Below are 19,589 nucleotides of genomic sequence, written 5' to 3'. Positions count from 1 at the left end.
TCGATGCTACTGATGACCGGTTGGTTTTGTCCGGCGAAGCGGCGCGACCTGCGGGTTCGTCGGTGTTGATGAGTGTTGTCGGTTGCTGTTCGTTGCTGTTTGTGGACCTGCGACGTCCTGTGGACGTCCTGTAGGGGACCGTCGTTCGCCCCTATCCGCGCCATTCTGGAAGCGATTCGAGGGCTCGGAGCGCGTGCCGTCGGTTCACTCACCAGGGTTCCCGTATCACTCGTCCGCTGGCTGTCATGCCCTGGCGCCGAGCCTTCTGACGTCTTCTCCTGCGCTGCGCGACGCGGAAAGAGTGGCGAGTGCGTGATGCGTCCACGTCGAGGAGCTGCACGCCCGTCGTGCCGCCAGTGTGGAACAGCGCCGCCAAGTCCGAGGACTTCGGCAACTCGCCGACGAATGTGGCCGAATCATGATCGGCAGCAAGGCTATCGAGGTAACCGACGCGGACGCCGTCGATGAAGGGCAGCGTCGGGGCCAGGTCATGCGCGGCGGTAGGGCGTAATACCAGTAGCGCGTCAACCAGTCCTTGTGCGGCCAGCTCGTACGCTGAGGTCCACGTATCGGCCGACAGTTCGGGCCCCGCGACGATCAGAATTCTTGCCGCGGAGCGTCGTAACAACTCGGCGATGTGATCGCGGGCCAGGCCACCGTTGATCGGTGCTGCGAGACCTGCCAGCTGCGATGCCAAAGTGGCGGCGATCAGGTTCTCGGAGTTCGGTGCGATGATCGCGACCGCGTCCCCGCGTCGCACCCCGAGCGAATAGAGGAGATTGGCATATCGATTGACCTGTGCCAGAAGTTCCGCGTAGCTGCGGCGCGCCGGTTCTCGCCACCGCGTTGCATCCGGAAGCACGGTCAACGCATTGCGGTGCGGCCACCGCGTCGCTGCTCGGGCAAGCAGTGCGTAGGTCGATTCAGGCAGGCCGCGTGCTTCCAGCGGGACGGATTCGACAGCGGTCAGATCGGCGGGTTCGACGTAGCGAGGCCAAAGCAACTGTTCGGCCGAACCTTCGTGCGGCGCATGTTCGATCATCGCGCGCACTCCACGACTGCCCGCTGGGAGTCGAAGTCGATGGTCCGGCGGTCAGGAGACAATCCCTGCGTTGCCGTAGCCTCGGTTTCGATCTGCATCGCGCCGACTGTGTTCTGGTAAAAGCCAAAGGGCTGTCCCATTGATTATGCCTTTCGTTCAAATGCCGGGCCCATGGTGCGGTACTTGCTGCTGAACGGCGCTGAAACGCAGCGCCTGCCAGCTCGGTATTGGTCAGCTCTCGTTGGTTGAGGATCTGCCATCGTCGATGTAACGCGCGTAGTCGATCGGTGAAGTCGTTGCCCCCGGGCATTGCAGGCGTTATCTCTTCCGCAACCGCATCGACGTTGAGCGGCGGGGCCAGCATCCGTCGCCGGAGCTCTTGATTCGCGGCCCTGGCCTCGCGGAATGTGAAGCCGCTTTAGGATGGGGCGGGCGAAGTTTCGTATCAGTGAGTGCGTGGATCGTGGGTGACGATGCGGAGGGCGACACGGGCCGCCATTAGTGTGGAAACGCCGGTGGGCACCAGCGGGTCGTAGCCGGTGATTTCCGCGATGCGAGAGAGTCGATAGGTGATTGTGTTTCGGTGGATGAACAGTGCTTGGGCGGCGGCGGCGTGGTTGAACTCGGCATCGATGAAGGCATCGAGGGTCTCCAGCAGCGTGGGATGATCGGTGAGCGGATCAAGGAGAGCGGCCAAGCTGGGGAGCGTTGTTCCGCCGGCGGCTACGGAGTATTCGAACATCATGTGCCTTCGGGTGCAGATGGTTTCGGGACGGGACAGGGCCCGCGCGGTCTCGGCGACGGTGCGGGCTTCGGCATAGGACCGGGGGATGTCCGCGTGCGTGGGTGCGACCGCGACACCGATCCAGTATTCGGGCCGAATAGTTTTGCTGGGCAATCCGATTCGGCTGGCGAGCCCCGCCGCCGAATCTGATTCATCGACCAGATGCAGAGGAACGAGCGCGATCCAGCCGCCTTTGTCGCGATATAGGAACGTGCCCGACAGCAGCCCGAGGCGGTTCCGCAGGGTGGTGAGGGCGCCGGGGGCCGGTTCGCGAAGCCGGACCGCGGCGACGAGGAAGGATTCCGCGATGGGGATATCGGGTGCGCCTGTCCATCCGGTGACCTCACGGCCGGCCAGGAGATCGGCGGCGATCTCGCCTTGGCGGGCGAGCATGTCCCAGCGTGGCTGCCGACTGTCCTCAACCACGACGGTAGCGATATGGGCGGTCACCACGTTGAGGTAGTTGGTCAAGCGCAGTCCCAGTTCCGGCAGCAGAGAATACTCGTCTGGTTCGAGTGTCGGAACACACTGGCTCCACAGAAACGCGGTCCCGATCCGGTAGTTGGCCAGGACTTCCTCGAGGGACATGCCGTCCCGGATCAGCCGCAACGCCCGCTCCACCAGCGGTTGGGTGTCCACCTTGGACAGCTCGCGGCCCGAGGCCAATGAACCGAAGAAGAGCTCAACGTTGAGCTGGGCGCTCGGCACGAAATCGGCGTCCAGCATCGAATGTGGCAGCAGGTCGTCGGTCTGCAAGGTCGCGGCCAAGCTGGCCGCTCGGGCATGTGCCCGCTCGACCAGCTGCTGCCACCGATCGTCTTGCGGGATACCGAGCCCGGTGGAATACATCTGAGTCATGCGTCCTCCCAAGACAACGAACCCCTGTCGACCGATCCGATCAAGAGCCCGGGAAGCCTGCTGGCAGTGGTGCGGGGAATGCCAAATTGAATTTCGGGCCCGGCGGCAGCCCGCGCAGCACAGCACTGGTCCAAGCCACCGAAGGAGTCCAGCCGGTGACGGCGTTGACCCCGTGCTCAGGCACAGGAACCGTGATGAAACGCAGGTCCGCACCACTTTCCCAGTACTTGTTCACCGCCGGCAGCACTGTCGACGGTGGCACGACCTCATCCCAGATGCCGTGCCACCACAGGATCGGGCTGTCTGGAATGAATTTGCCGAGGCTATTATTCTCCAGCACTCGCAAGACCTCGGGTTCGGTATCCATCGACTTGCCCGGTTTGAAATAGGCGCTGATCGGGCGGTACACACCCGACGGTGCAATAGTGATCACGCAACGAGACTGAAAATCACGGAGTAGCTGCTGCCCTTCGTCGGTCAGCAACTCTTCGGGCCGGAACACATCCGGGTATTCCCGGCTGAGACTGGCGAAGCCGAGCCACATGGTGAAATTGCCGATTCCCGCAAGTCCGGTCTGTGGCGCCATCGCGTACTTCGCGATAGCAACGAGGTCACCGGGCGCGCCACCGATCGCGGTGCCCAGCAGCCGGACATCAGGAGCGTAGGTGGCGCGCAGTTCGGCAGCGCGGATGGAACCCGAGCCACCACCGGAATACCCGTACAGCGCGATCCCCGAATCGGCGAGGCCTAGTGTCGTGTCGTTCTTCACCGCACGCAGACTGTCCAGCACCATCTTGCCCTCGTCGTAGGTGTTGAACGTATTGAACTTGCCGTCGAAGTCCGGGACGTTGATCGCAAATCCCTGCATCAGCCAGTAGATCGCGAGCGTGGATTCCTTCATGGTGCCGACCTGCAGCGTGTAGGACGGATTGCAGGAGGAATCAGTCGAATCTATTGCCTCCTGGAACGACAGTACCGGCCGCGCACTGCCCTGCCACGGGATGCCGGGCACGATGACGGTCGTAGCCGTCACGATCGGGTTGTCGTGGACATCATTAGAGCGGAACAAGATCTGCTTTGTGTATACCGGGATGGGAAGGCCAGCCAGCCGGGTCTGCACCTCGCGGGTGCGCACGATCTGGCCGGGCGCGTAAGAGGCGGTGTTTTCGGGGTCGTTGTACCAGGCGTCCTTGCCCGGTGTCGGAATCGGCAGCCGGTCGTAGATCTGCGGTTCCGATGGCAGTTGCGGCAGCTGATTCTGGTCCGAGGGGAAAGTGATATCGGCGGGATCGCTCACCGCAGTTCCCGCCCCGGCCATGACTGTGACCGCAGATATCGTTGCGAGGGTCAGGTATCGCAACCGGGACGTGCCCATAAAACCTCCAGCATCGTTGCTACAAAAAATCGAAAGCCTCGCGGCGTCTGAGGTAAAGAACATCGCATCAGCCGGCCCGGAGTCTTCAGTACGATTCCAACGGTGATTGCTGGCATTTGTGCGCGCGCACTACTGACTGTGCGCTCGTGTCGGGTGATCGTCCGAAAGCAGACGTACGCTCTTGCCACCTATCGCTCGAATCGAGCCACCTCAGCACAGGGCTCGCCTCAGCGGACGCGTTGCAGCACAAGGTATCCGATGAGCTGACCCGACATGACACACTTCCGAATACTGCACATCCGCCACTCCGGGCGCCGCAGCCCGGAAGCTGACCGGGCGCGGCTTATCGTGCTCATTCGTGGGGGCGGGCCGCCAGCGCCATCGGGGGACCGGAGCCTGTCATCACGCCTTGTGTCGTCGGTGGCCCTGCCCTGCCCCGGATTTCGCGGACGAGGCGAACGACGTGCCGGAACAGCTCGACGCGGCTGATACCCGGAACACCGGCGTCCGCTCGAACTCGGCGCGCGGTCTCGGTAGCCGGGGTCCGGGTTCGCTGGTGCCCGGCGACCTAATTCCTTCCCGCCTCGAGCACTGCAGTCATGAAGAGCAGCCGCTTCTCCGACTCGGTAGTTCCGTACCGAGATAATGGCCTTGCAACGGACACCGAATTGCCGAAAACACGGCTGACCTGCACAACAAAGTGGCCCCAGCTGGTTTCGAACCAGCGTCCTCTCGTGTGCGAAAGCCTTGACGGCTCGAATGGCCGCTTCCGCAGCGGCCGTCGAGGAGTGGCAAGGCTTCCGAGGTAGACGGGCGGATGCGCTGCCGCCCTAGTGATGAAGCCGCCAATGATCGAGCTCAGCCTGCGGTGTCCACTCGGTCCTGTAGATCGGCCTGCAATGACTCGGCATAAGCTTGCCAGTCAGGTACTTCGGCAATACGTTTCGACAAACTATGGAGGACTGCCACGTGGCGAAGAAGGTCATCGTCGAACTGATCGACGACTTCGACGGCAAATCGAAAGCCGAGGAAACCGTGTTGCTCAGCCTCGACGGCGTCGAGTACGAGATCGACCTGTCGACCAAGAACGCAGCCAAGCTCCGTAGTGCGTTGGAGCAGTGGACCGGTGCCGCCCGCAAGGTCGGCCGCGCCCCGCGCGGCAAGGTCAAGGCCGGTGCCCGCACCGCAGCCGACAAGCAGCAGACCGGCGCGATTCGCGAATGGGCGAAGAACCACGGCTACAACGTTTCCAGCCGCGGCCGCATCCAGGCCGACATCATCGAGGCATACAACAAGGCAAGCTAGGACAAGACCGGACGCGGCACTACCGGCAGGCTCGCCCGATGCGGTCTCCCATCGACCGTCCATCGGGCGCGCCTACCGATACCGCATCCGGCCCACCCACTCCGAGAAAGGTCGCTCACACAAATCTCCGACCTCGCATGCCTCAGAACGCGAGAGCCCTTCGCGGACAAGGACGGTGCACGCGAGCCGCAACGACGCTTCTACGCCGCTCATCCTGTCGAATCGAGATCGACTGGGACTGTCGGAGCTCCAGCTCCGACAATCCCCCCGCTGCTCGTGCTCGGCCTGCAGCGGCCGATGAAAGGCCCGCCGTTACCGGCATCCGCCGCGGAACGAGGTGAGGTCGATCGCGTCGGCCATGGCCCGGTAGCCCGCGGGGCTGGGGTGGAGGTTGTCGGGTCCGGCGAGGGCGCGCGCGAGGGTGTTGGGGGCGGCGGGGTCGCGGACGGCGGCGTCGAGGTCGATGACGGTGTCGGACAGATGTTGTCCTCGGATCCAGGTGTTGATCCGCTGGCGGGTCGTGTCGGCGTTGGGCAGGGTGAGGATGCCGTCGGTGAGGGCGTTGGCCGCGGGCAGGATGGTCGCCAGATGGACCTTCACTCCGGCCACGTGCAGCCGGGTGATCAGATCGGTGTACCCGGCGACGACGTCGTCGTAGCTCGCGCCGATCGGGATGCCGAGGTCGTTGAGGCCTTCGAGGATGATCGCGTCGGTGACTCCGGCCTGGTCGATGACGTCGCGTTGTACCCGATCGACGGCCGCCGGGCCGAACTGCGGGATGAATCCGGCGCGGGTGACCCGGTTGCCCGAGATTCCGGCGTCGAGGACGGTGAAGGGTGCGCCCGCGGAGTCCAGGCGCCGCTGCAGGAAGTCCGGGTAGCGGACATTGCGATCGACCACGTTCGGGTCCTGTGGGTGCCGAGAATCGTGCCGGCGACGTATCCGTCGGTGATGGAATCACCGAAAGCGACTATGGCAGAGACGTTTCCGGGCGCCTGCACATCGAGTCCCGAGACGAACAGCATCGCCGTGGTGCTCAGCTGCAGCCGCCGCGATCCGGTCGCGTCGGTGGTCTGGTCGCCCGCCGACGGCACGCTGTAATAGCTGGTCGCGTTCGCGTTGAAATGCTCGGTCGGCAAGACCGCCAGGCCCGGCGCGTGCACGCTGATCGACAGCGGTTGCCAGGCGGCGAACGGCATCTCGACCGGATCGCTGACCACATCACTCCACGGTGCGATGGTCACCACCTGCTTCCCGCCGAAGGTGACCTCGTGCATCGTTCCGGGTTGTGTTGCCGCACCGGCGCTTTGGGTCGCGATCGTCACGTGCGCGAGTTCCATCGGCACCGGCCGCGTGCGGTTGGTGAGATGCACGCGCAACACCGAACCACCGCGATGCGGAGTGATCACCAGTCGATAGGTCTGATTCGACACCGATAGTTGCGGAATCAACCCCGGATCCGCGGCGCCGATCGAATCCGACGGCGCCGCCATCCAGCTCCCGACCCAGTGCGAAGCGCCGCACCCGGCCGGCTCCGCGCTCGCCACGCCGGCGACGACCGAACCGGTCAACGCCAGCGCAGCCCCGGCAATCGCCGCCAGATATTTACCCACGACCATGCTGTCCCACCTATCCGGCGCCCGACACAGCCGGCCGCCAACTTGTAAGCGCCAGTAACACTTAGGGCAGGGGGCCGGTCATCGGAAATCCTTTCCTCGGATGCCGGGTCACTCGCGTCCTCGACGCTACGCACGGTTCGAGACCGGGCCGAGTGCCGCGAACAACCCCCTTCAAGGTGATGGCGACACTCCCCGCCGATGCTGGCCGCAGTGAGCCAACCTGGACGCACCGCCTCGCGACCGGTCGATGTGAGCGAGCGCAACCAGAAACTTTCGCACGCGAGGGTCCACTAACCTGCCTCACTGCCGGTCCGGAAGAATCACCCGGACCAGTATCGTTCAGTTGCCGAACGTGAGCACGGCCTTGATCGCATCGCCGCGGTGTGCGGCATCGATAGCCTTGTTGATATCCGCGAATTCGAAGGTGTCGATCAGCTTGTCGAAGGGAAATCGACCCGTCTTATGGAGCTCGATCATGCGCGGGATGAACTCCGAAGGGACAGCATCGCCTTCGATCACGCCGATGAGCGACTTACCGAAGAGCAATTGCCCATGATCGATCGTGATCTCGTTCGGAATTCCTTGGAATCCGACTGTCGCACAAATTCCCGGCGTCTGCAGGCACTCGAGGGCACTGCGCACGACGTTCGGAAATCCGATGCAGTCCACAGAATACTGCGCACCCAGTCCGCCTGTGATCGCCCTGATCGCTTCTGCGGCATCCAGTTCGGACGGGTTCACCGTGTGGGTTGCCCCGAGCTCGATGGCCTTGGCGAGACGGGACTCCTGGATGTCGACGGCAACGATAGTCCCGCAGTCGGCTACCTTCGCCGCCAGCAGCGCCGCCAGACCCACAGATCCGGCTCCGAAGATCGCGATCGATGAACCGGGGGCGGGCTTGAGGGTGTTGAGCACCGCACCGGCGCCGGTCTGGATCCCACAGCCCAACGGCCCCAGCAATTCCAGCGGGACGCCATCATCGACCTTGATCGCGTTGCGTTCGGTGACGACCGCATGCCGCGCCCACGACGACTGACCGAACCAAGCACCGAGGACCGCTTCGCCGTTTCGGCTCAGCGGTGAGGTGCCGTCCACACGGCTGCCGGTCAGATTCAGCGCCATGAAATCTCGGCAGTGCTGTGGAATACCTCCGGCACAGTTGTCACATCGTCCACACGAATTGTACGAGAGGACGACGCGATCGCCCGGAGAGAGTGAGGTGACCTCGGAGCCCACTTGTTCGACGATGCCGGAGCCTTCGTGGCCGAGGACAATCGGTGTCTGGCCCTCGCCAGGCGCAGCAATCACACCCAAATCGGTATGGCAGACGCCGCATCCGACCACCCTGACCAGAACTTCCCGAGGCGCCAACGGAGAAATTTCGACCTCTTCGAGGACCAGTGGTGCATTCGCTGATTCGAGGACAGCTGCGGTTGATTTCACGGTGTATTCCTCAGTTCTTCTGTGAGCTCGCCGAGTTTGCGGCGCATGATCTTTCCCGACGCGGTTGTCGGTAACTGGTCGACGAATTCGACGGCACGCGGACGTTTGTAGGCAGCGAGACCGCTTCGGCAGTGATCGAGAATATCCGAATCACGCAGATGTGCCCCGGCTTTCGCGACGACATAAGCGACAGCGATTTCCCCGCGCACATCGTCGGGGCGGCGCCCGACCGCCACCATCGCGACGTCCGGATGACTGGCGATCACGCGCTCGATCTCCGCTGGATAGACGTTGTACCCGGCGGTGACGATCATGTCCTTGAGGCGGTCGACCACGAAGAAGTGGCGTGTCTCATCGCTGTAGGCAATATCTCCGGTGCGCATCCAGCCGTCGGGGAGAACGACTTCCTCGGTCGCAGTCGGATTTCCGAAATAGCCGAGCATGACCAGCGGACCACGTATCTGCAGCTCCCCGGGCTCGCCGACAGGGGCTTCACGCTGATGGTCTCCGTCGCCGGAATCACTGTTCAGGGCGGCGATTCGGATCTCGACCCCGGGCAGGGCGACCCCGATCGATCCGGGCACCTGTGGGGCGTAAGGACTGTGCGTGGTGCCGAGCCCGGCAAGCTCGGTCATTCCCCACAGCTCGATCATCGGCACTCCGGAGCGCTGCTGCCATTTCCGCAGGGTGTCTACGGAAAATGTCTGTCCGCCAACAGTTGTCAACCGCAGGCTCCTCAGATCCGCGGCGGCGAGTGAATCATCGGCGAGGATCATCGAGTACATGGCGGGCACGCCCTCGAACATGGTGGCGCGCTCGCGGGCGATCAGGCCCAATGCCGCTGCCGCGTCGAAACGCTCCATCAGTACGACTGTCCCGCCGACGAGAAACGTAGAATTGATCGCCACATTCCCGTACACATGGGCTGCCGGGAGAGCCGTCACGACGATGTCGTCGCGGGAGCGCGCGTGCATCGTTGCGGTCAGCGCGCAATTGAGCAGGATCGCTTGGTGCGACTGCATAGCCCCCTTCGGGTGTCCTGTCGTTCCGGATGTGTACGCAATCGCGCACAGATCTCCCGGACGGTGTTGGACCTCGGTGGGGAGCAACGCAGTTCCCTCGCGTAACAGGGCGGAGAACGGAGTCGCCGCAGGTTCTTGCGGCGCGTCCCCGAACTCGACGAACAGCTTCACCGACGGAGTCTCGGCCATTATGGCTGCAGCAGTAGCGGTTTGCGCAGAGCCTGCGAATACCGCACCCGACTGGCAATCGTTGAGCACGTAGGTCAATTCCGGCCCGGTGAGCATCACATTGATCGGGTTGACCACCGCCCCTGCACGCAACGCACCGTGGTAGCCGACGATCCATTCCCAGCTGTTCTGACCGTAAAGAGACACAACGTCCCCTGCGCCGATGCCACGGTGCTGGAGCGCAGCCGCCACTTGGCGCGACATCGTGTCGAGTTCGATGTAGGTGAACCGCTTTTCACCGACTATCAGCGCGCACTTGTCCCGATGGCGCCGGGCCGCGAACGGCAGAATCTCCGCCGGCGAGATCTCCGGAGCGAAAGGCAGGGCTTCAGACATCGAAGGACCACCTCGCCCCGTCAGGAGACCGCTCCGGCCACCTTGTTCAAGGTGAGCGTCTGGTAGTTGGTGTATTCGGCCAGACCGTGCAGTGAATTCTCCGCACCAATACCGGACTGCTTGTGACCGCCGAACACTTGATGCGGCGAGTACTGATGTACCTCGTTCAGCCACACGGTGCCCGCCTCCAACTGCTTGCCGATCCGCTCCACAGCCTCCAGGTCAGCGCCCCACACCGTTGCACCAAGACCCCACAGCGTGTCGTTCGCTCGCGCAACCACATCGGCCTCGTCTGTCCAGCGCAGCAGCGGGAGAATGGGCCCGAATGGCTCCTCCGCGACCAGGCGGGAGTTCTCCGGGGGGTTGTCGACGATGGTTACCGGCACGAACCAGCCCGCCGCGTCCTGATCGATGACACCGCCAAGAGCAAATGTGTATCCATTGGCGGCGCAGTCGTCGAAGTACTCAGCTACCTTGCGGTACTGCGGCTCGTTCTGGATCGGACCGAGTTGGGTCGCCGCTTCGGCGCCGTCGCCGACGACAATGGTCCGGGCATAAGCCACCAATTCGTCGCGCACGGCGTCGTAGACGCTGTCGTGGACATAGACGCGCTTGGCCGCATTGCAGAACTGTGCGTTGTTCTGGAAAGCCGCCCAGAACAACTGCGGTGCAACCTTTTTCGGATCGACGTCACCGAGAACGATAGCCGGATCGTTACCGCCGAGCTCGAGAGTGATCCGCTTGAGCGTGCCGGCGGCCGAGCGCATGACGTGCTTACCGGTATCGGTACTCCCGGTGAAGGCGATCTTCGCGATGCCCTCGTGCGCGGTCATCCATTTGCCGAGTTCATCATCACCGCTGACCGCGCTGAGCACCCCCGCCGGAAGCAGATCCTGCACCAGTTCGACGAGCTTCAGGTCGCACAACGGCGTGAAAGGTGACGGTTTGACGATGATCGTATCGCCGGCAACCAATGCAGGCGCGATCTTCCACACGGCCAGCAAGATCGGGAAGTTCCAGGGCACGATGGCGCCGACCACGCCGAGCGGGGTGTGGCGGCTTATCACCCGACGCTCCGCGGTGTCTTCGAGCACTTCCTCAGGGAGCGACTGTTTCGCGATCTCCCGAAACCATGCAACCGAGCCGTGCACCTCCCATTCGGCCATAGCGCGCGGTTTGCCCTGCTCGGCGGTCAACAGCGCCATGAAGTCCTCAGCGCGCTCCTCGAGGCGATCGCCGATAGCGGATACGATCGCCTGGCGTTCGGCCAACGGCGTCGCCGACCAACCCGAGAAAGCGGCCCGCGCCGCGGCGACCGCTCGGTCCAAGTCCTGCCGCGTGGCCACCGGCACCTGGGCGATCACCGACCTGGTCGCCGGGTTGTACACGTCCGCCATTCCGGTTCCGCCGGCAGGCTCACCGTTGATCGTCATGACGAAGTCCGCATCGACGCCGACGCGCACGAGATTCTCCACTGTCACGGTTCGCTCCTTGTTACCTAGGTCGCGTCGTCCGACGCCACTGCATATATGCTGACCCGAGCGAGCCACATCACAGTGTTCCGATTCCGAACGCTTGTGCCACCACCTCGGATGTGCTCCGATCACCAGCGACCAGACTGAAGTAGCTACAGGTTCAGCCAGAAATGACATCGCCAATGAATGCCGATCTCCGTGCGCAGCGACAGCGACCCGAAATCGCCAACGCCTGGAAGCGAGCCACACTCCTCGGATTGGACCCCGGAATGCCAGTTCGCGAAACCGGATTCTCCCCCGACTTCGACCGCCACAGTCGACTGTCCACGGCCGCACAGCCGATTCTCGATCGCATGATGGATGAGCTGGCCGACACCCGGTTCTCAGTGCTGCTCACAGACCGCACCGCGCGCATCATCGACCGGCGTGCGGCCCAGCGCCAGTTGAACACCGCGTTGGATGATGTTCTTGCCGCGCCGGGTTTTCAATACCTCGAGCAATCGACCGGGACGAACGCCCTGGCGACGGCATACGAGCTACGACAGCCGATCTCGGTAACCGGCGACGAACACTTCTTGGAGTTGCTGAAGCAGTTCTGCTGCCATGGCGCGCCCATCACCCATCCGATCACCCGCCGCGTCGAAGGCGTTCTCGATATCACCGGGCCGGTCGACCAATCGACCACACTACTCGGCCCGTTCCTGATGAGGGCGGTCCACGACATCGAGCAACGATTGCTCGAGGGCGCTCGGATGTCCGAGCAGCGACTCCTCGCGGCGTTCCAAACTCACACGCGCAATAGGAATCACGCGGTTCTCGTCTACGGCGAGAACGTGATGCTCAGCAACTCTGCGGCGATGGATCTCATCCAAACCAGCGATCACGCAGCACTAAGAGACATTGCGGCCGACGTGGTCGAGAGCCATCCCGTTCAACGACGATTGACCTTGTCTTCCGGGTCGAGTGTATTGGTCACCGCTCGCTCGGTATCCGATACCGCCGGTGGTGTCATATTCGACATAAGACCCGTACGTGAACAGTCTCCTTCCTCCGTGGAATACCAACGGCCGGAAGGGAGTTCGTCCACCGTCGCACAGCGGATCGAACTCGTCATCGGAGAGCCCGGGACCGGACGCACGACCGTTGCACGCCGGATTGCCGGGGAAAACGCAGTGTTCTTCGACGCCCTCGACGCCGACCTCGACGATAGTTGGGCACTGCGGGTGCGCAATACACTGAGGCAGTCGCCCAGCGTCGTCATCGACAACATTCACGTACTCGAAAGGGGGGCGGCAGCTCGCCTCACCCCGGCGGTGCGAACAGCCGCCGGGCTGGTCGTGATGACCACATCTCCATTGTCCACTCCCGACCCCGAACTGGCCGCCCTGGCGGCAGAAGCTCTGGCCCGCAGGGAACTTCGTCCTGTGCGGGCCTACCAACAGGATTTCAACGCATTGGCCCTGGAGATCCTGCGCGCTGTCGAACCGAACAGTTCGAGGGGAATCACGCCTACCGCCCTTACCGCCCTGGCAGCCCATCCTTGGCCCGGCAATCTGCGCGAGCTGCAATCCGTGCTGGACTACGCGACAACAGCCCGTCCGGTCGGCGCTATCACTGCGAATGACCTTCCGCCGGCTTACCGTTCACCTGCGACACGACGTCTTACGCCGATCGAGACGGCGGAACGCGACGCGATCATTTCGGCGCTCCGAGCCGCCCACGGCAATAAGGCCGCCGCCGCTGCCGAATTGGGCATCGGCCGCACCACTTTGTACGCACGCTTGCACAGATACCGAATCACCGGCTGAGTTGCGTTCCCGACGGAAGCAATCAACATTGCGCCGATTCCACTGCCCTGCGCTCGAGGAATTACCTGGCGGACGGTAGTTATTCGATTGCTGCGCTATTCCCCAACCCAGCTGTTGAAGTCTCGCCGGCGCGGGCCGAATCCCAGTGGTTATCGGCTCGCACCCCATCGTTGGCGGTTCGCGCTCATCCAGTTCGGCGCATGCCCGGCGCCATCGAGCTCAGCCTGAGCAGCACGGCGACCACGTTGCTCCAGATCGTCGCGGGATGGGCGACATTGCCGCTGACCACCCAGCGGCTGATGATCATCCACACGCCGATCAGCGGAGCGGCCCAGACGATGCCGTGCACGCGTCCGTACATCGAGGCGAACCCCCAGCGCCAGCACCGCCAGGGCGGTCCCGCCGATCAGGTTGTTCGCGGTCAAGGTCAGGTCACCGTGGAAACCGACGACCCACGCCGAGATCGCGATATAGAGCCGGTCAGGAACATCACGCCGATGACAGCTTGCGCGGCCGGTTCCATTGCGGACAGTCCGAGGAGGCGGGGACTGTGCGGCTCACGACGGCCCGGGATCCCGCTGCGGCTCCTTCGTTACATGGGCCGTGCGTGTGTCCCATTGGGTGGGGGCGCAGCCGAATCGGGTGTGGAACCATCGGGAGAAGGCGCTGAGTTCGGAGAATCCGAGGTCGGCGGCGATTTCGGTCATCGTCCGGTCCTGTCTTGCGACGTAGCGTTGGGCCAGGTCGGTTCGTACGGTGTCCAGGATCGAGGAGAACGTTTCGCCTGTGCGGGTGAGATGGCGGTGCAGGGTGCGGCGGTCCATGCCCAGGCTGTGGGCGACCTGTGCTGCCGAGCAGCGTTGCGTCGGTAGCAGGGATTCGATCGCGCGCCGTACTTGATCGGCTGTCGTGTCGCCCGGGACGGCCAGGGATTGCAGGTATTGGCGGGTGTAGGGGCGCAGGAGCGGATCGGCCAGGGGATTGGTGGCGTCGAGGTCGCGGCCATAGAAGACGATGCCATCGAACTCGCAGCCGAAATCGATGGTGTCGCTGAGCATTCGGTGATGAACGTCGACAGCGGCGGGGGCTGGATGGGTGAAGCAGGTCGTGAGGGGTTTCCAGTCCTCGTGTAGGAGGTCTCGCAGGATCCGGCAGGTTGCGGCGACCACCAGTTCGACCGCCTGCCGTCCCAGCGTGGCGCCTGGTGCGGCCTGTACGCGCACGGTTGCCAGACCGTTGTTCTCGGTCAAGCGGGTGTTCAGGGCTTCGTTGTGCAGGTTGCCGTGGCGAAGCAGGATTTCCAGTGCGCTGCGGACATCGGGTTCTTCCCGGGCGACCAGCCCGATGGGGCCCAGGGTCGATATACCGCGGGCGGCGGCCAGTCTGAGGCCGAAGTCTTCGCACGCGGTTTCTGTAGCCGATAGTTCGAGCAGCCGGTTGATGGCTTCGGCCGGGAGCCAGCCGTCGGTGTCGGCGACCGCGGCGGGATCGATGCCCACCGTGCGCATCAGCGGATGCGGGTTGAGTCCGAGCGACAGCGCTAAGTCCACATATCCGTTCAACACAGCGCTACGCACCATCAGCATCGTGCGGATATCTCCTGTCCCAGATAGTCAAACGAATGACCCAGAGGGTCAAGGTTTCATGTCCGTTCGACGTTATCGTGGCCTGCATCACGCCGCAAGAAGCGGCGGTAAGCACCGCAGGAGTCGCTTTGACAACCTCGTCACCGAAGGTGTCCACGCCGGTCGTGGATCACATGCGTGCCAGCGGAAGCTGGAATCCGTTGTGGGATCAGCTGTATGAGTGGGATCCGGAGTGGACCGAGCAGTTCATGACGATGGGATCCACTCCGATCCGGCGGGGAGTGTTCTCCCCGCAGTTCGTCGAGCTGCTCAGCATCGCGATCGACGCCGCGTGCACGCACCTGTACTCCCCGGGTGTGCGCCGCCACATCCGGTCCGCGCTCGAGCTCGGTGTTACTCGCGAAGAGATTCTCACCGTCCTGGAAATGGTCAGTGTGGTCGGCATCCACGCCTGCAACGTCGGCGCGCCGATCCTGGCCGAGGAACTCGATGCCTTCGAGCGCCGGTCGCGAGACCGGAGCGAAAACCGTTCCGAAGAAACCAACTGAGAGGACTCTGTCATGCATTACCTCGATGATTCGCTGCTGCCGGAGAATCAGGACAAGCTCGTCATCCAGGTCGCCCCGTACGGGCCGGAGTTCCTGCCGGGAGATTCCGACGACATCCCGGTGACGATGGACGAGCAGATCCAGAAGGCGGTGGACTGCTACAACGCCGGCGCGCAGGTGCTGCATGTGCACGTGCGCGAGGAAGATGGGCACGGCTCGAAGCGGTTCGAGTTGTTCAACGAGATGCTGGGCCGGCTGCGCGAAGCGGTGCCGGAGATGATTCTGCAGGTCGGTGGCTCGATCTCGTTCGCGCCGCCGGAAGGCGCCGATCAGGCGAAGTGGCTGGACTACGACACCCGGCATTTGCTGGCCGAGCTCGATCCGAAGCCGGATCAGGTCACCATCGCCATCAATACCAGCCAGATGAATATCGTCGAGTTGCTCAGCGATGACGACATCGCCGGTACCTCGATACAGAACCCGGTGCTGTACAAGGCGTATCGCGACATGGTCGTGGAAGCCGGACCCGAGTTCTACATCGAGCATCTGCGCCGATTGACCGCGGCCGGTATCCAGCCGCACTTCATGCTCGGTTCGCTGACCCAGCTCGAGACCGTGGAACGGTTGATCCGCCGCGGCCTCTACACCGGCCCGCTGGTGTTGAACTATGTCGCCATCGGCGGCGGTGCGGCGGGTACGCATCCGGCGGACCTGCTCGAGTTCATTCGCCGCACACCGGACGGCGCCGTGCTGACCATCGAGACGATCATGCGCAATGTGACGCCGATGTGCACGGTCGCGATCGCGCTCGGCCAGCACGTGCGAGTCGGGATCGAGGACAACCTGTGGGGCCGCAAGGGTGAACGCCGTACCTCGGTGGAGCAGGTCGAGCAGATGGTCCGCATCGCCGGCGAACTCGGCCGCGGTGTCGCCTCGTGCAAGGAAGCCCGCGACATCTACCTGTTCGACGAGGTCTACCGCGACACCGACGAGGCTTTGGCGAAGATCGGATTTCCGCCCAACCGCAAGCCGGGCCAGGTCGGCTTCCTGCACCACGCCTGATCGCACCTGGGCAGCGTGCGGTCCTACAGCACGGTAGGCCGCGCGCTGTCCCTTGTCCCTCACGGTCGACCGGCCGCGCCAAGCCGCTCACCGCACAGTTCCGCCAGGCTCGAGGAAGCGCCATGGACCTTCACACCACCCCCGCACACCCTGCCGGGGACATATCGACGACGACGCTGGGCCGCTCCCGGATCTTTCCGTGGGTCGTGTTCGCCCTGACCTTCGGGCTGCTGCTGTCGGACTACATGTCCCGGCAGGTCCTTCCGGCGGTGTTCCCGTATCTGAAAACACAATGGGGACTGTCGGATTCACGGCTGGGTGCGCTCACCAGCGTGGTCGCGTTGATGGTCGCGTTGGGCACGGTGCCGCTGTCGTTGCTGGCCGACCGATGGGGGCGGGTGCGCAGCCTGTTGATCATGGCGAGCTTCTGGAGCGTGGCCACCCTGTTGTGCGCATGCGCCGGCAACTTCGGCCAGATGCTGGGCGCGCGTTTCCTGCTCGGGGTCGGTGAGGCCGCCTACGGCAGCGTTGGTGCCGCCGTGGTGGTCGGGGTGTTCGCCCCGCGGCTGAGAGCCTCGGTCAGCGGGGCCTTCCTCGCCGGCGGTTCCTTCGGCTCGGTCCTCGGAATCGCACTGGGCGGGGTAATCGCCCGTCACATCGGATGGCGCTGGACTTTCGTCGCCATGGCGGTCTTCGGCCTGCTGCTGGTGGCGGCGTTCCGGCTGTTCGTGACCGAACACCGCCTGCAACGCCACCACATCCCCGATGACGCCACCGCGGAGAACGATTCGGAACCAGGTACGCGGGTGCCGTTGTCGAGCCTGTTCTCCACCGTGCCGGTGTGGTGCGTCTATCTGGCCGGGGGCCTGCAGCTGTTCGTGTCGGCGGTGCTGATGGCATGGCTGCCCAGCTTCTTCAACCGCTCCTACGGGATGGCCCCCGATCGCGCCGGTCTCACCGCGGCGGTGTACGCGCTGTTGATCGGCGTCGGCATGATCGGCTGCGGCATGATCGCCGACCGGGTCGCCCGCGCCGAACCTGCTCGCCTGTGGAGCGTCGTGGCGGTGTATTGCGTGGCGTCGATCGTCCTGCTCACGCTTGCTTTCAGTCTGCCCACCGGACCGGCGCAGCTGATCGCGCTCGGTATCGGGGCGCTGTTCTGCGCTGGTTCCACCGGTGCGATCTCCTCACTGGTCATCAATCTCACCCATCCGAGTCTGCGTGCTACCGCGTTCGGCACGGCCGTGTTGTTCAACAACATCTTCGGCTTGGCGGCCGGTCCGCTGCTCGTCGGTTTCCTCGCCGACCACTACGGGCTCGCTACCGCACTGCGATTGGTGCCGCTGGCCTATCTCGGCGTTCTCGTCGTCACGATCCTCGGCAGACGCGCGCACCCCAGCGGCCGGCACCGACTGGTTCGGTCGCAAGCCGTCTCATCATCGGCTCCGCCGGCACCGTCCGCCGACTCGTAACCGTTACGCCCACCCAGTCACCGTCCACGACTCCTGTCGAAGGTTTGTCATGCTCAATTTGTCTGTGTTGCTGGAAGATTCAGCGCGCAACCACCCAGGACGCGACGCGGTCGTCGCCGCCGGGGATCGCCTCACCTACGCCGAGGTGGACGCCGCGGCCAACCAGGTCGCCAACCTGCTGGTCGCCCGTGGCATCGCGCCGGGCGACAAGGTCGCCCTGTCGTGCCCCAACGTGGCGTGGTTTCCGATCATCTACTACGGCATCCTCAAAGCAGGCGCGGCCGTGGTCCCGCTCAACATCCTGCTCAAGGACCGCGAAATCGCCTACCACCTCGACGATTCCGACGCCAAAGCGTACTTCTGCCACGATGGCAATCCCGAGCTGCCGATCGGCGAGTACGGCCGCGACGGCTTCGAACAGACGCCCGGATGCCGGCACCTGTTCCGCATCGACACACCGGCCCCGCAGCACGAGGGCACTGCCGATGGGCTGGCCGCGCAATTGCGAACCCAGCCCGCAGAGTTCGCCACCCAGGTCCGGGAAGCGACCGATACCGCGGTGATCCTCTACACCTCCGGCACCACCGGCACACCGAAAGGCGCCGAACTGACCCACGTCAACATGCTGCTCAACGCGTTCACCGCGAACCGGCAGTTCGACAGCCACCCGACCCGCCCCGACCGGCATCTTCTGGTACTGCCGTTGTTCCACTCCTTCGGTCAGACGGTGAACATGAACGCCGGATTCTCCGTCGCCTCCACCCTGGTACTGGCCCCCCGCTTCGACGCCGCCGCCGCGCTGGCGCTGATACGGACCGAACAGATCACCGTGTTCGCCGGCGTTCCCACCATGTACTGGAGCCTGCTCAACGCACTCGACGACACAGACGTCGACGTCGACGCCATCGCCGGGCACATGCGGCTGGCCCTCTCCGGCGGCGCCGCACTACCGGTGGAGATCCTCACCCGGTTCCGGCAGCGGTTCGGCATCGACATCATGGAAGGCTACGGCCTGTCGGAAACCTCGCCGATGGCCTTGTTCGGCAGCCTCGAACACGGTCCGCGCCCCGGCTCCATCGGGACACCGGTGTGGGGAGTGCAGGCCCGGTTGGTCGATGAGGACTGGAACACCCTCACCGGCAGCCACGTCGTCGGCGAGATCGCTATCCGCGGCCACAACGTCATGAAGAGCTACTACAAGCGGCCCGACGCCACCGCCGAGGTCATGCGCGAGGGCTGGTTCCGAACCGGCGATCTGGCCCGCCGCGACCCGGACGGCTGCTATCACATCGTCGATCGCAGCAAAGACCTGATCGTGCGCGGCGGCCTCAACGTCTACCCCCGCGAGATCGAAGAAGTCCTCATGACCCACCATGCAGTGTCCCTGGCCGCCGTCGTCGGCATCCCCCACGACAGTCACGGCGAGGAAATCAAGGCCTACATCATCCCCGCCCCCGGCACCGAGCCGATCGAAGGCGACCTCATCGCCTGGGCCAAAGACCAGATGGCCGCCTACAAATACCCCCGCCACATCGAATTCGTCCAGACCCTGCCCATGACCGCCACCGGCAAGATCCTCAAACGCGAACTCCGCGACCACAGCTGAAATCTGCAGCGATGAAAACA

At 64.0% G+C, this 19,589-nt stretch carries 16 protein-coding genes; 7 read left to right on the top strand and 9 right to left on the bottom strand.

Annotation, left to right across the window (positions count from 1 at the left end; genetic code table 11):
* Positions 1-208 precede the first annotated feature (208 nt).
* The 3 genes from NA3_RS12040 to NA3_RS12030 form a co-directional block, all read right to left on the bottom strand.
* The gene (locus NA3_RS12040) at positions 209-1,042 is read right to left on the bottom strand and encodes an AMP-binding protein (protein ID WP_084491529.1); all 834 of its coding nucleotides are present in this window, start codon (positions 1,040-1,042) and stop codon (positions 209-211) included.
* 445 nt (positions 1,043-1,487) lie between these two features.
* Positions 1,488-2,684: a PucR family transcriptional regulator gene (locus tag NA3_RS12035; RefSeq protein WP_062963702.1), complete on the bottom strand. Its 1,197-nt coding sequence runs from the start codon at positions 2,682-2,684 to the stop codon at positions 1,488-1,490.
* 40 nt (positions 2,685-2,724) lie between these two features.
* Entirely contained in the window at positions 2,725-4,059 is a 1,335-nt protein-coding gene (locus NA3_RS12030) for a lipase family protein (RefSeq protein WP_062963701.1), read from the bottom strand.
* A gap of 969 nt (positions 4,060-5,028) precedes the next feature.
* Here NA3_RS12030 and NA3_RS12025 point away from each other — a divergent pair.
* Entirely contained in the window at positions 5,029-5,364 is a 336-nt protein-coding gene (locus NA3_RS12025; protein WP_062963992.1) for a histone-like nucleoid-structuring protein Lsr2, read from the top strand.
* A gap of 312 nt (positions 5,365-5,676) precedes the next feature.
* Here the strand turns inward: NA3_RS12025 and NA3_RS38560 are convergent, their stop codons facing one another.
* Entirely contained in the window at positions 5,677-6,264 is a 588-nt protein-coding gene (locus tag NA3_RS38560; protein WP_227995127.1) for a GDSL-type esterase/lipase family protein, read from the bottom strand.
* Between the two features lie 72 nt (positions 6,265-6,336).
* Between NA3_RS38560 and NA3_RS39030 the strand changes: the two genes are divergently transcribed.
* Positions 6,337-6,465: a hypothetical protein gene (locus tag NA3_RS39030; RefSeq protein WP_258562210.1), complete on the top strand. Its 129-nt coding sequence runs from the start codon at positions 6,337-6,339 to the stop codon at positions 6,463-6,465.
* Positions 6,466-7,322: 857 nt separating this feature from the next.
* Here the strand turns inward: NA3_RS39030 and NA3_RS12015 are convergent.
* The 3 genes from NA3_RS12015 to NA3_RS12005 are packed head-to-tail and all read right to left on the bottom strand — an operon-like array spanning position 7,323 to position 11,493.
* Positions 7,323-8,426: an NAD(P)-dependent alcohol dehydrogenase gene (locus tag NA3_RS12015; protein WP_062963700.1), complete on the bottom strand. Its 1,104-nt coding sequence runs from the start codon at positions 8,424-8,426 to the stop codon at positions 7,323-7,325.
* A complete protein-coding gene (locus NA3_RS12010; protein WP_062963699.1) occupies positions 8,423-10,012 on the bottom strand; it encodes a class I adenylate-forming enzyme family protein in 1,590 nt (529 codons plus the stop codon). The genes NA3_RS12015 and NA3_RS12010 overlap by 4 nt, the downstream gene beginning before the upstream one ends.
* A gap of 20 nt (positions 10,013-10,032) precedes the next feature.
* Positions 10,033-11,493 (bottom strand): aldehyde dehydrogenase family protein, encoded by a 1,461-nt coding sequence (locus NA3_RS12005; protein WP_218021815.1) that lies wholly within the window; start codon positions 11,491-11,493, stop codon positions 10,033-10,035.
* A gap of 176 nt (positions 11,494-11,669) precedes the next feature.
* Here NA3_RS12005 and NA3_RS12000 point away from each other — a divergent pair, with 176 nt between their 5' ends.
* The gene (locus tag NA3_RS12000; protein ID WP_062963698.1) at positions 11,670-13,295 is read left to right on the top strand and encodes a sigma-54-dependent Fis family transcriptional regulator; all 1,626 of its coding nucleotides are present in this window, start codon (positions 11,670-11,672) and stop codon (positions 13,293-13,295) included.
* Between the two features lie 184 nt (positions 13,296-13,479).
* Here the strand turns inward: NA3_RS12000 and NA3_RS38180 are convergent, their stop codons facing one another.
* Positions 13,480-13,656, bottom strand: coding sequence for an SPW repeat domain-containing protein (locus NA3_RS38180; protein WP_218021814.1), 177 nt, complete (start codon positions 13,654-13,656; stop codon positions 13,480-13,482).
* 196 nt (positions 13,657-13,852) lie between these two features.
* A complete protein-coding gene (locus NA3_RS11995) occupies positions 13,853-14,881 on the bottom strand; it encodes an AraC family transcriptional regulator (RefSeq protein WP_062963697.1) in 1,029 nt (342 codons plus the stop codon).
* Positions 14,882-15,054: 173 nt separating this feature from the next.
* Here NA3_RS11995 and NA3_RS11990 point away from each other — a divergent pair, with 173 nt between their 5' ends.
* From NA3_RS11990 to NA3_RS11975, 4 genes are all read left to right on the top strand, one after another.
* Positions 15,055-15,429: a carboxymuconolactone decarboxylase family protein gene (locus NA3_RS11990; RefSeq protein WP_218021817.1), complete on the top strand. Its 375-nt coding sequence runs from the start codon at positions 15,055-15,057 to the stop codon at positions 15,427-15,429.
* Between the two features lie 12 nt (positions 15,430-15,441).
* The gene (locus NA3_RS11985) at positions 15,442-16,491 is read left to right on the top strand and encodes a beta-keto acid cleavage family enzyme (RefSeq protein ID WP_062963695.1); all 1,050 of its coding nucleotides are present in this window, start codon (positions 15,442-15,444) and stop codon (positions 16,489-16,491) included.
* Between the two features lie 122 nt (positions 16,492-16,613).
* Positions 16,614-17,963, top strand: coding sequence for an MFS transporter (locus NA3_RS11980; RefSeq protein WP_062963694.1), 1,350 nt, complete (start codon positions 16,614-16,616; stop codon positions 17,961-17,963).
* A 49-nt stretch (positions 17,964-18,012) separates the two neighbouring features.
* Entirely contained in the window at positions 18,013-19,569 is a 1,557-nt protein-coding gene (locus tag NA3_RS11975) for a long-chain-fatty-acid--CoA ligase (protein WP_062963693.1), read from the top strand.
* Positions 19,570-19,589: the final 20 nt, after the last annotated feature.

Source organism: Nocardia africana NBRC 100379, assembly GCF_001612635.1.
GTDB lineage: Bacteria > Actinomycetota > Actinomycetes > Mycobacteriales > Mycobacteriaceae > Nocardia > Nocardia africana.
The sequence above is the reverse complement of the archived record's forward strand: the minus strand, read 5'-3'. Positions and strand labels throughout refer to the sequence as shown.

Excerpts from the sequence above, each read along its gene's own strand:
- NA3_RS38180 (WP_218021814.1), bottom strand. The coding sequence starts at position 13,656 with ATGTACGGACGCGTGCACGGCATCGTCTGGGCCGCTCCGCTGATCGGC.
- NA3_RS11990 (WP_218021817.1), top strand. The coding sequence starts at position 15,055 with ATGCGTGCCAGCGGAAGCTGGAATCCGTTGTGGGATCAGCTGTATGAG.
- NA3_RS11995 (WP_062963697.1), bottom strand. The coding sequence starts at position 14,881 with ATGCTGATGGTGCGTAGCGCTGTGTTGAACGGATATGTGGACTTAGCG.
- NA3_RS11980 (WP_062963694.1), top strand. The coding sequence starts at position 16,614 with ATGGACCTTCACACCACCCCCGCACACCCTGCCGGGGACATATCGACG.
- NA3_RS12035 (WP_062963702.1), bottom strand. The coding sequence starts at position 2,684 with ATGACTCAGATGTATTCCACCGGGCTCGGTATCCCGCAAGACGATCGG.
- NA3_RS12030 (WP_062963701.1), bottom strand. The coding sequence starts at position 4,059 with ATGGGCACGTCCCGGTTGCGATACCTGACCCTCGCAACGATATCTGCG.
- NA3_RS12040 (WP_084491529.1), bottom strand. The coding sequence starts at position 1,042 with ATGATCGAACATGCGCCGCACGAAGGTTCGGCCGAACAGTTGCTTTGG.
- NA3_RS11985 (WP_062963695.1), top strand. The coding sequence starts at position 15,442 with ATGCATTACCTCGATGATTCGCTGCTGCCGGAGAATCAGGACAAGCTC.
- NA3_RS12000 (WP_062963698.1), top strand. The coding sequence starts at position 11,670 with ATGAATGCCGATCTCCGTGCGCAGCGACAGCGACCCGAAATCGCCAAC.
- NA3_RS39030 (WP_258562210.1), top strand. The coding sequence starts at position 6,337 with ATGGCAGAGACGTTTCCGGGCGCCTGCACATCGAGTCCCGAGACGAAC.
- NA3_RS12010 (WP_062963699.1), bottom strand. The coding sequence starts at position 10,012 with ATGTCTGAAGCCCTGCCTTTCGCTCCGGAGATCTCGCCGGCGGAGATT.
- NA3_RS11975 (WP_062963693.1), top strand. The coding sequence starts at position 18,013 with ATGCTCAATTTGTCTGTGTTGCTGGAAGATTCAGCGCGCAACCACCCA.